This is a genomic window from Microbacterium aurugineum (genome assembly GCF_023101205.1).
GTDB lineage: Bacteria > Actinomycetota > Actinomycetes > Actinomycetales > Microbacteriaceae > Microbacterium > Microbacterium aurugineum.
This window is the reverse complement of record NZ_CP078078.1, coordinates 50,981-63,179: the sequence shown is the minus strand read 5'-3', so window position 1 is coordinate 63,179 and position 12,199 is coordinate 50,981. Positions and strand designations below refer to the sequence as shown.

Below are 12,199 nucleotides of genomic sequence, written 5' to 3'. Positions count from 1 at the left end.
GGATCCAGTCCAGCCGCCGCGACTCCCCGGCGGATCGCGCGCGGGGCGGAGACGGGTCTCCACCCTTCGATGGATCCGCTCCGGGCGGGATGCGGCCTGGGTATCGTGAGGCGGGTGACCTCCGTCCGCAGCTATCCCGCCACCATCGCCGCCGCGATCGAGCACGAGACGGTCATCCGCAAGTCGCGCTTCCTCACGCACGTCGAGCCCGTGACCTCGGTCGAGCAGGCGGAGGCGGTCATCGCGGGGATCCGCAAGAGGGCCTGGGACGCGAACCACAACTGCACCGCGATGGTCACCGGCCTGCTCGGCGATCAGGCTCGGTCGTCGGATGACGGGGAGCCCTCGGGCACGGCCGGGATCCCGATGCTGGAAGTGCTGCGTCGGCGTGACCTGACCGACGTGGTCGCCGTGGTGACGCGGTACTTCGGCGGGGTGAAGCTCGGGGCGGGAGGGCTCGTGCGCGCATACTCCTCCGCGGTGTCGGAGACCCTCGACCAGGCGGCCCTCGTGCGCAGGGCAGCGCTGCGGCAGGTGACGCTCGAGGTGCCGCACGCCGACGCGGGTCGCTACGACAACCTGCTGCGCGAGTGGGCGGCTCATCACGGCGCGACGCTCGGTGAACCGACCTATGCCGCGACGGCCACGCTCGAGCTGTGGGCCCCGCAGACGGAGCTCCCTCGACTCACCGACGATCTGGCCGCCGCGTCCGCGGGAGCAGTCGTCCCGGTGCTCGGCGTCGAGCGCATCGTCGACGTGCCCGCCTGACCCCCTTCGAATCGCGAAGGAAGCCAGTCGGGGTGGATATCCTGGATGCCGCGGTCGCGGAGGGAGAGCGATGTTCGACAGTCCGCTCTCGGCGTCGGCCTATGAGGTCCTCGGCGTCGACCCCTCGATCGATGAGGACGGGTTGCGCCGCGCCTACCGCCTGCGCCTTCGGCAGACCCATCCGGACACGGGCGGCGACGCCGCTGTCTTCATCCAGGTGCAGCGCGCGTGGGAGCTGGTCGGCACCGTCGAGAGCCGCGCCGCCTACGACCGCCGAACCGGCGTGACCCACGATGCCGGTGCCGAGTGGAGCGGATGGCGACCGCCGGCCGCTCGCACCGACACACGTCCGCGCGCCCGTGCCTACGGCCACCCCGGAGGCTGGCGCCGGGAGCGCTACCTGGCGCTCATCCGCGAATGGGCGGGCCGCGGCGTCGACGTGCCCGACCCCTACGACCCCGCCCTGGTGCGCTCGGCACCGCGTGACGTGCGCCGCCTCCTCGCCGATGCCCTCGCGGAAGAGGCGACGGCGCGCACGGTCTCCGACCTCGGGATGGGCTACACCGTCTGGCACGACGTCGTGGCCGGAGCAGACGCTGACGACAAGCTCGACCACGTGATCCTCGGCCCCTCGGGTCTGTACGGCGTGATGTCGGAGGACTTCGGCGGGGTCGTCGGCTTCCGTCGCGGCGAGATCACCGGACCGAGCCTCGGCACGCGGGCGCCCGTCACCGCGGCCCTCCGCCGGATGCGAACGATCGCCAAGGCCGCACGCGTCCGATTCAGCGGCGCCATCGTGGTGCTGCCCGATGACGACCTCGCCCAGGCCGTCACACCGCTGGGCACCAGTCGCGGAGTCCCGGTCGTGGTGGTGCGCCGCAGTGCGCTCGCCATGGTGCTGCGTCAGGGTGTGCCGCACGCGCGTGCGATCGGCGGCAACGAGCTGTTCGACGTCCGGACGCGCCTGCAGCAGACCGTCCGCTTCGTCTGACCTGCCGGTCCTCCGCTTTCGGATCGCGCGAACGGTCGTATCCAGCGTCTTCGTCGCGCCATTTGGGTGATTCGAAGGCCGACGGGACCGGGCAGGACCGCCGACAGGACCGTTGACTTCCGGAATCAAACCGGTTTACACTCGTCAAACCGGTTCACGCTGTCCGCGTGCCGGGTCCACGAGGAGGTGGCATGAGCCGCACGACGATCGCCGATGTCGCCCGGGAAGCCGGCGTCACGAAGGCCACCGTGTCGCACGCCCTGAGCGGCAACCGCCCCATCTCCGAGGAGACGCGGGCGAAGGTGCTCGCCGCGGCCGAGAAGCTGGAGTGGGCCCCGAGCCAGAGCGCACGGGCACTCGCCACCCGCCGGGCCAACGCCATCGCAGTCGTCCTCGCCCGCGACCCGGAGGTCATCGCGAACGACTCCTTCTTCCCGGCCTTCATCGCGGGGGTCGAGTCGGTGCTCGCCGAGACCGAGACCGCGCTCCTGCTCCAGGTCGTCCCCGACCGCCACGCCGAGGAACGGGCGTACCGCACGCTCACCCACGGCAGGGCCGACGGGGCGCTCCTGCTCGATCTGCGTACCGACGACTGGCGCGTGCCGTTCCTCGACGACCTCGGCCTGCCGACCGTGCTGGTAGGCGCCTACGACCAGCCGACCGGGTTCTCGTGCGTGCGCACCGACGATGCCGCACCGATCCGCGAGCTCGTCGCACACCTCCGCGCCGCCGGGCACGGACGCATCGCCCATGTCTCCGGCCCCCTCGACTACGTGCACTCGAAGGCACGCGCCGAGGCCTACGTCGAGGCGGTCGGCGACGACGAGCTGCTCCGCGAGGGCGACTTCACGGCCGCGAGCGGGCGCGCCCGCACCGCCGAGCTCCTCGCCCTGCCCGACCGGCCGACCGCGATCCTCTATTCGAACGACACCATGGCGATCGCCGGCCTCTCCTATGCACGCGCACAGGGACTCTCGATTCCCCAGGACCTCGCGATCTCCGGATTCGACGACGATCACCTCTCCGCCCACCTGTCGCCGGCGCTGACCAGCGTCTCCTCTGATCCCGCCGCCCGGGGCCGCGCCGCCGCCCGGCTCCTGCGGGCGGAGATCATCGGAGCGCCGCCGCGCACCGAGGTCGTCGACTGCAACGTCGTGCACTTCCGGGAGAGCACCGGGTCGGCAGCACGCGCCTGACCACACCACCACCTACCGCACCACCCCACGGCCATGCAGCCGTACCCCGCAGTGTCAAGGAGGACATCATGAAGAAGTTCCGCGCAATCGCCCTGATCGGCGCCACCGCTCTCGTCGCCACCGGATGCTCGGCCGGAGGAGGTGGCGGGGAGGGATCCGCCGACGGCACCGGCCCCATCAGCATCTGGCTCTCCAACAACGAGCAGGAGGTCGCCTGGGGCACCGCCGTCGTCGAGGCCTGGAACGCCGAGCATCCCGACGAGCAGGTGAAGGCACAGGAGATTCCCGCCGGATCGTCGTCGGAAGAGGCCATCACCGCCGCGATCACCGCCGGCACCGCGCCCTGCCTCGTGTACAACGTGGCCCCTGCCGCGGTCTCGGGCTGGGTCAAGCAGGGAGGCCTCGTCGACCTCAGCGCGATCGACGGGGGCGCCGACTACATCACCGAGCGCGGCGGCGATGTCGACGCCTATGCCAGTGACGGCAGCTTCTACCAGCTGCCCTGGAAGTCGAACCCCGTGATGGTCATGTACAACAAGGCGCTCTTCGAAGCCGCCGGCATCGACCCCGAAGACCCGCAGATGAACACCTACGACTCCTTCCTCGAAGGCTCGCGTGCGATCGTCGACTCCGGTGTGCAGAGCGCCATCTGGCCCGCTCCGACCAGCGAGTTCTACCAGCCGTGGTTCGACTTCTATCCGCTGTACCTGGCCGAGACGGACGGCACGATGCTGGTGGAAGACGGCAAGGCCACGTTCGACTCGGACGCCGGGCGCACGGTCTCCGAGTTCTGGAAGACCTTCTACGACGAGAAGCTGTCGCCGAACGAGGCGTCGACCGACGACGCGATGTCGGCCGGCACCACCGCCATGCAGCTCGCCGGCCCCTGGGCCATCCCGTCGTACGCCGACACCGTCGATGTCGGCTTCATGCCCGTGCCGACCAGCGACGGCCGGGACAACCCCACGACCTTCGCCGACTCCAAGAGCGTGTCGATGTTCACGGCCTGTGAGAACCAGGGCACGGCGTGGGAGTTCCTGAAGTTCTCGACCAGCGAGGAGAGCGACGGACAGCTGCTCGAGGCGACCGGTCAGATGCCGATGCGCACCGGCCTCACCGACGCCTACGGCGACTACTTCGCCGCGAACCCGAACTACGTGGCGTTCGCCGAGCAGGCCGAGAAGACCGCCGACGTCCCCAGCATCCCGAACTCCGTCGAGGCATGGCAGGCGTTCCGCGACGAGTACTCCTCCGCCGTGATCTTCGACAAGGAGTCGATCGACGACTTCCTCGGGAATGCGGCGACGAAGATCGACGAGCTCGTCGCCGAGTGACATCGTGACCGACAAGAAGCGGTTGCGCACCCGATGGCTGGGTGCGCAACCGGTCGGCGGGCTGTTCGCGCTGCCGTACTTCGTGTTCGTGATCGCGATCTTCGCGTATCCGCTCGCGTTCGCCGTCTACATCGCCTTCCACGACTACTTCTTCACGGCACCCGGCACCGAGGTCGACCGCCCGTTCGTCGGCTTCGACAACTTCGTCACGGTGCTCACCGACCCGCGGGTCCTCGGATCCTTCCGCAACACCCTGATCTTCCTCGTCATCAACGTGCCGCTCACGGCGGTGCTCGCCCTGGTCCTCGCCGCGGCGCTCAACACCGGCATCCGCTGGGTCGCCGCCTACCGGGTCGCGTTCTACGTCCCCTACCTGACGGCGAGCGTCTCCCTCGTGGGCGTGTGGATGCTGCTGTTCTCGGGCAACGGGCTGATCAACACCATCCTCGGCCCGCTCGCCCCGGATCCGTCGTGGCTCGTGAACAGCGGACTCGCGATGCCGATGATCGCGTTCTACGTCACTTGGAAGCAGCTCGGGTTCTACATCCTGCTCTACCTGGCGGCCCTGCAGAACGTGCCGAGGGAGCTCTACGAGTCGGCGGAGACCGACGGCGCCGGAGTGTTCTCGCGTTTCCGGCACGTCACGATCCCCGGGGTGCGCAGCGCCACGACCCTCGTGCTGATCCTCTCGATCATCACCGGAGCCAACCTCTTCACCGAGCCGTACCTGCTCACCAACGGCGGCGGCCCGGACGGCGCCTCGACCACCCCCGTCCTGCTGATCTACCAGCTGGGCATCCAACAGCAGAACCCCGATACGGCGGCGGCCATCGGCATGATCCTCGTGATCTTCGTCGGGATGCTGTCGCTGGCGGCCAATCGAGCGACGAGGGAGCGATGATGCGAAAGAAGCGTTCACTGCCCCGCATCCTGAGCATCATCCTGCTCACGATCGCGGCCATCGGCTTCGCCTTCCCGTTCTACTTCATGATCGTCGGGGCATTCCAGGAGAACCCGACGAACTCCCCCAGCGAGCTGTTCCCGACGAGCGGGTGGACGGTCGACAACTTCATCGCGATCGACTCGCGCATCGACCTGGTCGGTTCGCTGGTCAACTCGCTGATCTTCACGGCGGGCGTCCTCCTGGGAACCGTCGTGTTCGGGCTGCTCGCCGGCTACGCGATCGCTCGCCTGGACTTCCGGGGGCGCGGCGTGGTCTGGGTGCTGATGCTGCTCGTGCAGATGGTGCCGTTCCAGTTGCTGATGATCCCGCTCTACGTGCAGATCACCCGCAGCTATGGACTCGGCGACTCGTATCTGGGCATGATCCTGCCGTTCCTGATCAACACCACCGCGGTGTTCATCTTCGTGCAGTTCTTCAAGGCGCTGCCGGTGGAGATCTTCGAGGCCGCACGGATCGACGGTGCCGGCGAGATCCGCCTGCTCACATCGGTCGCGATCCCGCTCATCCGCCCCGTGCTCGTGACGGTCGTGCTGGTCACGTTCATCGGCCCCTGGAACGAATTCCTCTGGCCGTTCCTCATCACGAAGGATGCGAGCCTGCAGCCGCTGGCCGTGTCCCTCGCCAACTACATCTCCAACGTGGCGCAGTCGACGGCCAACCCGAACGGCGCGATCCTCGCCGGCGCCACGGCGCTCGCGTTCCCCGTCGTCATCCTCTTCGTCGTCTTCCAGCGCTTCTTCAAAGCCACCGACCTCGGCGCGGCCGTCAAAGGCTAGCCCCCATCCCCCGACAGAAAGTGCCCCATGTTCACCGGAGCCTCCTTCCCCCTCGGTCCGTTCACCCCCTACGAAAGCAACCCGATCCTGCGCCCTCGGGGTGACAGCTGGGAATCGGCCAACCTCTACAACCCGGCGGCCCTCGTCGATGGCGACGAGGTCGTGCTGCTCTACCGAGCGCACGCCGACGACATCGTCTCCCACATCGGCATCGCCCGGTCGAAGGACGGGGTGACGTTCACCCGCGAGGATGCGCCGATCCTGTCCCCGTCCGAAGACTACGAACGCTACGGCTGCGAAGATCCGCGTATCGCGCTGATCGACGGCACGTACTACCTGACCTACACGGGGTGGGATCGCCGCAGTGCACAGCTGTGCCTGGCCACCTCGACCGACCTGCGCACCTGGACCAAGCACGGTCCGTTGTTCGACGACTTCGACACGTTCAAGACCATGGACCCGCGCGGATTCAACTGGTCGAAGGCCGGGGTCATCGTGCCGCAGCGCATGCACGGCACGTGGTGGATGTACTTCGGCGAGGGCGCGATCTACTGGGCGACCAGCGACGATCTGATCCACTGGACCCCCGGAACGCCCGACACCGAGCCGATGTACTCGCCGACGCCCGGCACCTGGGACGAGGCGCTCGTCGAGATCGGCGCCTCTCCCGTGGTGACCGACAACGGGCTGCTGCTCTTCCTCACCAACGGTGCCACCCGCACCGTGCACGACGACGGCACGGTGGAGGTGGACTACCGCTGCGGGCAGATCGCGATCGACCCCGACGAGCCGACACGTGTCATCGCGCGACTGCAGGAGCCCTGGCTGCGCCCGCAGACGTTCGAGGACACGCACGGACTCGTCTCCAACGTGACCTTCGTGGAGGGGCTGGTGAAGTTCCACGGCAAGTGGTTCGCGTACTACGGCCAGTCCGACACGACTCTCGCTGTGGCGATCCACGACCCCGCGCAGCCCTGGGGACGGGCACTGCGCACCGATGCCGCCTCGCGCGCGGAAGCCGGAGAGTGACGCCATGGAGACCTCACGACGCACGTTCCTGACCCTTGCGGCGACGGCGTCCGCCCTCGCTCTCGTCCCCGCGGAGTCGGCCGTCGCCGCTTCCGTGACGCCCGACTCGGCTGTCCGGCTCGGGGGCCCGCACCGGCGGAGGCTGACGAACCTCGCCCACCTGCGATTCCTCCTCGCGGAGGTCCCGGTCACGGCGAGCGCGACGCACACCACGTTCGACATCGAGGCGAAGCCGACGGTCCGCGCTCCCTGGACCTACGCGGACACCGATGGAGCAGGCGGGTACCGCCCGGTCGGCGGTGGCACCCTCGACGCGGCGACGGGGTACTGGTCGCAGGGAGCGTACAACGCGGACGACATCGCGCGCGCGGCGATCGTGTTCCTCCGAGACTGGAAGGCGACGCGCGACACGCAGAGCCGCGACGAGGCGAAGGACGTCCTCCGCTCTCTGGCGTTCCTGCAGACGACATCGGGGCCGAACGCCGGGCGCGTGGTCCTGTGGCAGCAGGAGGACGGCACGCTGACCCCGAGCGCGATCCCGGTGGAGCTGCCCGATCCGTCCGACTCCGCCGAGTCCTACTGGCTGGCACGCAGCGTCTGGGCGTTCGGCGAGGGCTACGCGGCCTTCCGTCGCGAGGATCCCGAGTTCGCGGCGTTCCTGCGCGAGCGGTTGCACCTGTGCCTGGATGCGCTGCGCCGCGAGTCGCTCTCCCGAGCGGGGCGATGGGTGAAGAGCGACGGTCGCAGGCTGCCCGCCTGGCTGATCGCCGGTGGCGCGGATGCGACGGCCGAGGCCATGCTCGGCCTCGCCGCCGCGGCCGAGGTCGGCGACTCCCGCAGCCGCGCCGCGCTGCAGACCTACGGCGAAGGCGTGGCCGCGATGGCCACCGATCCCTCGAAGGGCTGGCCCTTCGGCGCGGTCCTGCCCTGGACCGGCTCGCTCGGGTTCTGGCACGCCTGGGGTGCCGCGGCACCCGAGGCGCTGGCCCGCGGCGGGGCGCTGCTCCGGCGGCGGGAGTGGTCCGCCGCCGCCATCGCGGATGCCGGGCGCTTCACCCCGCAGGTGCTCACGTGCGGGGGTCCGCACAACGCCTGGGCACCTCTGCCGGCCGAGGCCCAGATCGCCTACGGTGCCCACGGCCGCGTCGCGGGAGCTCTGCAAGCGTCGGCCGTCGGCGGCGACGGGCTGCGCGTGCTCGCGGGTCTCGCCGCCGGGTGGTTCTTCGGCGCGAACACGGCGGGGGTTCCGGTGTACGACCCGGCGACGGGCGTGACCTTCGACGGGGTGGAGACCGACGGGCGGGTGAATCGCAACTCCGGTGCTGAGTCGACGATCCACGGGCTGCTCACGATGCTCCTGCTCGACGCCAACCGTGATGTGGCCGACCTCGCGACCTCGATCACCGGCCTCGCCTCGTTCTCGGGGCTGCGGGTGCTGGAGGCCGAGGCAGCGCGACGGTCGCCCGGCGCCGTGGTCGTGACCCCCGAGACGGGCGCGTGGATCGGCGAGGGGAACCTGTCCGGCGGATCCTTCGTGCACCTGCCGAAGGGCGAGTGGGTCGAGTTCGACGTGACGGAAGCCGACGCCGTCCTGCACGGTGTCGTCTGGCGTCAGGCCGCGCAGGCAGGCGAGGCGGTGTGGGAGGTCTTCCGCGGTCGACGTCGCCTCTGGACGACACGGACACCCGCCGGAGGTACCGGCGACCCCGGGCTCACCGAGGCGGAGGGGATGCTGGTACCGCAACGACTCGGCGGCGATCTGCCGGATGCTCCGGTGACCGTGCGGTGCACGAGTCGCGGCGACGTCCGGCTCGACGCGCTTCTGATCCAGCCGCGGGTGGCGAGCGCGGTGTACTCGACGACCGGACGCCCGGCCGTGCTCTACACCGAGGCGACCGGTCGCACGCAGCAGGTCGCTCCCCTGGCCCCGGGTTCCGGACGCTCCTACGACGCCGAAGGCAGCCAGCGCGGACCGGCGGCCGGTCACGGGAAGGTGCGTGTTCACGGCGGAGGCTTCACCGTCACCCGCTGAATCGGGCTCCGACACGCCGTTCTTTTGAATCACTCAAAAGAAGCGCTAGGCTCGGGGACATGGAGACAGAATTCGACTCGGTGCTTCACGGCGCCGGGCTACGGTCGACCGCGGGCCGCGTCGCCGTTCTCGAAGCTCTCGACTCCATGGCCCATACGGATGCGGAGCGGCTCTACCGCGCCGTCTCCGTCGTGCTCCCGACCACGTCGATCCAGTCGGTGCACAACATCCTCGCGGACCTGACGACGGCGGGCCTCATCCGTCGGATCGAACCGGCAGGTTCCGCGGCGCTCTATGAGCGGCGCATCGGCGACAACCACCACCACGTCGTCTGCACCTCTTGCGGTGCGGTCGGCGATGTGGACTGCGTGGTCGGCGACGCGCCGTGTCTCACCCCGTCCTCCGCGGCGGGATTCACCGTCCAGACAGCCGAAGTCACCTTCTGGGGCGTCTGCCCCAGCTGCCAGAACGCCGCGTAGGTCCCCGGCGATCCTCCCCTCAACGGGTGGAGCATTCGCCGCGCCAGCGCGCAGAAGGAGAACACCATGACGAACCCTGCCACCCCGAAACCCGCCACCACGACGCAGACCGGCACACCGGTCGCCAGCGACGCGCACTCCCTGACGGTCGGGGCCGACGGTCCCACGGTCCTCCACGACCGCTATCTGGTCGAGAAGCTCGCCTCCTTCAACCGCGAGCGGGTGCCGGAGCGCAACCCGCACGCCAAGGGCGGCGGCGCCTTCGGCACCTTCGTCGTCACGGAAGACGTGTCGGCGTACACCCGGGCAGCCGTGTTCCAGCCCGGAGCGGAGAGCGAGACGCTCCTGCGCTTCTCCTCGGTGGCCGGTGAACAGGGCTCCCCCGACACCTGGCGCGATGTGCGCGGCTTCTCGCTGCGCTTCTACTCGACCGAGGGCAACCTCGACATCGTCGGCAACAACACCCCGACGTTCTTCCTGCGCGACGCGATGAAGTTCCCCGACTTCATCCACTCGCAGAAGCGTCTGGGCGACTCCGGCCTCCGCGACGCCGACATGCAGTGGGACTTCTGGACCCTCTCGCCCGAGACCGCCCACCAGGTCACGTACCTCATGGGCGACCGGGGCCTCCCGCGCAGCTGGCGGCACATGAACGGTTACGGCTCGCACACGTACCAGTGGGTGAACGCGGCCGGAGAGCGCTTCTGGGTGCAGTACCACTTCCTCTCCACCCTGGGCTTCGAGACCATGGAGGCCGACGAGGCCGAGAAGCTCGCCGGGTCGGACGCCGACTACTACCGCCGTGACCTCTTCGATGCGATCAGCCGGGGCGACCACCCCTCGTGGGACGTGTACGTGCAGATCATGCCGTACGACGAGGCCAAGGCCTACCGGTTCAACCCGTTCGACCTCACGAAGACCTGGTCGAAGAAGGACTACCCGCGCATCAAGGTGGGCACGTTCACGCTGAACCGCAACCCGCAGAACTTCTTCGCCGAGATCGAGCAGGCCGCGTTCTCGCCCGGAAACCAGGTGCCCGGCACGGGGATCTCGCCCGACAAGATGCTGATGGCACGGGTGTTCTCGTACTCCGACGCGCAGCGCCACCGCATCGGCGCGAACTACAACCAGCTGCCGGTCAACCAGCCGCACGCGGCCGAGGTGCGCAACTACATGCACGAAGGCCAGATGCAGTACCGGTTCAACCCGGCCGAGCACCGCACCTACACGCCGAACTCCTACGGTGCGGCCGGCGGGCCCGAGGCCGATCCGGCAGCAGGCGTCGAGGCGAGCTGGGAGTCCGACGGCGAGCTGATCCGCTCCGCCGCGACGCTGCACGCCGAGGACGACGACTTCGGCCAGGCCGGCACGCTCTACCGCGAGGTGTTCGACGATGTGCAGCGGGCCCGGTTCCTGGAGACACTGACCGGCCAGGGCCGTTCGATCACGGTCGACGGCATCCGCGAGCGCTTCTTCCAGTACTGGACGAACGTCGACGCGGGGCTGGGTGAGGCGCTGCGCGCGCAGGTCTGACCCCCGCCCCCTCCTCCCCCTCCCTTTTGGGTCGAGGCCCCAGCGGCTCGTCGAGGCCCCCTCCTGTACACGCGTGCAGGAGGGGGCCTCGACGGTGAAAGGGGGCGTCGGCCGGAGGCGAGGGACAGAGGGGAGGGACAGAATGGATGGCGTGACCGTCCCGCTCTCCGACCTGACCTCCATGCCCGACCCCCAGCACGTGTACGCCCTCGACGGCACACGGCTGGCCACCTACACCTGGGGGGAGCTCGATGCCCCCGTCGTGGTGATCGTGCACGGCTTCGCCTCGAGCGCGCGCGACAACTGGGTGCTCACCGGGTGGGTGCGCGCGCTCACGGGCGCCGGATACCGCGTACTGGCACTCGACCAACGCGGGCACGGCCTCAGCGAGAAGCCGCATGACCCCGACGGGTACCGCATCCGCACCCTCGTCACGGACGTCGAGACCGTGATGGACACGTACCTGGTTGACGACGCCTTCTACGTCGGATACTCGCTCGGAGCCCGCGTGGGATGGGAGGTCGTCCGTGAGCTTCCGCACCGCATCGGACGGGCCGTGCTGGGTGGCGTGCCCGACGGCATCCCCCTCGCCCGGCTCGACCTCGACCAGGTGCGGGCCTACATCGCGGACGGCACCCCCGTCGCGGATCGGACCACGCAGAACTACATCACGCTCACCGAGAGGGTTCCCGGCAACGACCTGCAGGCGCTGGTCGCGCTCGCGGAGGGCATGCGGGCCTCGGGCATGATCGACCCCGATCCTTCGGATGCTCCGACCCGGCCGATCCTCTTCGCCACCGGATCCAAGGACGCGATCATCGAGGGGTCCCGGGCTCTGGCCGCCGCGGCCCCCGACGGGCGTTTCTTCGAGATCCCGAACCGGAACCACTTCAACGCGCCCGGCTCGCGCGACTTCAAGGAAGCGGCGGTCGCGTTCCTCGCCGAGGCATAGCGAGGCATAGCGCCGAAACCCCCCTCCACCGCCGAGACCCCCTCCTGCTGGCGCCAGCAGGAGGGGGTCTCGGCGCGGTGCGGGGGTCTCGGCGCGGTGCGGGGGTCTCGGCGCGGTGCGGGGGTCTCGGCGGGCAGCTCCCGGG

General features: G+C 69.6%; 11 protein-coding genes. All 11 read left to right on the top strand.

The window, feature by feature from the left end:
- Positions 1-114 precede the first annotated feature (114 nt).
- The 11 genes from KV397_RS00300 to KV397_RS00250 all read left to right on the top strand — a co-directional run bounded on the left by KV397_RS00300 (position 115) and on the right by KV397_RS00250 (position 12,054).
- Positions 115-768, top strand: a complete 654-nt coding sequence (locus KV397_RS00300) for an IMPACT family protein (RefSeq protein WP_131494440.1) — start codon at positions 115-117, stop codon at positions 766-768.
- A gap of 70 nt (positions 769-838) precedes the next feature.
- Positions 839-1,759, top strand: a complete 921-nt coding sequence (locus KV397_RS00295) for a DnaJ domain-containing protein (protein ID WP_047524545.1) — start codon at positions 839-841, stop codon at positions 1,757-1,759.
- 191 nt (positions 1,760-1,950) lie between these two features.
- Entirely contained in the window at positions 1,951-2,955 is a 1,005-nt protein-coding gene (locus tag KV397_RS00290) for a LacI family DNA-binding transcriptional regulator (protein ID WP_261811887.1), read from the top strand.
- A 68-nt stretch (positions 2,956-3,023) separates the two neighbouring features.
- Entirely contained in the window at positions 3,024-4,289 is a 1,266-nt protein-coding gene (locus KV397_RS00285) for an extracellular solute-binding protein (protein WP_047524541.1), read from the top strand.
- A gap of 4 nt (positions 4,290-4,293) precedes the next feature.
- Complete coding sequence (locus KV397_RS00280; RefSeq protein WP_047524561.1) at positions 4,294-5,190, top strand: carbohydrate ABC transporter permease; 897 nt, start codon at positions 4,294-4,296, stop codon at positions 5,188-5,190.
- Positions 5,187-6,029 carry a carbohydrate ABC transporter permease gene (locus KV397_RS00275; RefSeq protein ID WP_261811886.1) on the top strand — a complete coding sequence of 281 codons (843 nt, stop codon included), beginning with the start codon at positions 5,187-5,189 and terminating at the stop codon, positions 6,027-6,029. Before KV397_RS00280 ends, KV397_RS00275 begins: the two co-directional genes overlap by 4 nt.
- Positions 6,030-6,056: 27 nt before the next feature.
- Positions 6,057-7,058, top strand: coding sequence for a glycoside hydrolase family 130 protein (locus tag KV397_RS00270; protein WP_261811885.1), 1,002 nt, complete (start codon positions 6,057-6,059; stop codon positions 7,056-7,058).
- Positions 7,059-7,062: 4 nt separating this feature from the next.
- Positions 7,063-9,090: a hypothetical protein gene (locus KV397_RS00265; protein ID WP_261811884.1), complete on the top strand. Its 2,028-nt coding sequence runs from the start codon at positions 7,063-7,065 to the stop codon at positions 9,088-9,090.
- Positions 9,091-9,149: 59 nt separating this feature from the next.
- A complete protein-coding gene (locus KV397_RS00260; RefSeq protein WP_047524503.1) occupies positions 9,150-9,569 on the top strand; it encodes a Fur family transcriptional regulator in 420 nt (139 codons plus the stop codon).
- Positions 9,570-9,635: 66 nt separating this feature from the next.
- Positions 9,636-11,102: a catalase gene (locus KV397_RS00255; RefSeq protein ID WP_047524506.1), complete on the top strand. Its 1,467-nt coding sequence runs from the start codon at positions 9,636-9,638 to the stop codon at positions 11,100-11,102.
- A 151-nt stretch (positions 11,103-11,253) separates the two neighbouring features.
- Positions 11,254-12,054, top strand: coding sequence for an alpha/beta fold hydrolase (locus tag KV397_RS00250; RefSeq protein WP_261811883.1), 801 nt, complete (start codon positions 11,254-11,256; stop codon positions 12,052-12,054).
- Positions 12,055-12,199: the final 145 nt, after the last annotated feature.

Coding starts and splice junctions, on each gene's coding strand:
- KV397_RS00295 (WP_047524545.1), top strand. CDS start 839: ATGTTCGACAGTCCGCTCTCGGCGTCGGCCTATGAGGTCCTCGGCGTC.
- KV397_RS00290 (WP_261811887.1), top strand. CDS start 1,951: ATGAGCCGCACGACGATCGCCGATGTCGCCCGGGAAGCCGGCGTCACG.
- KV397_RS00285 (WP_047524541.1), top strand. CDS start 3,024: ATGAAGAAGTTCCGCGCAATCGCCCTGATCGGCGCCACCGCTCTCGTC.
- KV397_RS00275 (WP_261811886.1), top strand. CDS start 5,187: ATGATGCGAAAGAAGCGTTCACTGCCCCGCATCCTGAGCATCATCCTG.
- KV397_RS00270 (WP_261811885.1), top strand. CDS start 6,057: ATGTTCACCGGAGCCTCCTTCCCCCTCGGTCCGTTCACCCCCTACGAA.
- KV397_RS00265 (WP_261811884.1), top strand. CDS start 7,063: ATGGAGACCTCACGACGCACGTTCCTGACCCTTGCGGCGACGGCGTCC.
- KV397_RS00260 (WP_047524503.1), top strand. CDS start 9,150: ATGGAGACAGAATTCGACTCGGTGCTTCACGGCGCCGGGCTACGGTCG.
- KV397_RS00255 (WP_047524506.1), top strand. CDS start 9,636: ATGACGAACCCTGCCACCCCGAAACCCGCCACCACGACGCAGACCGGC.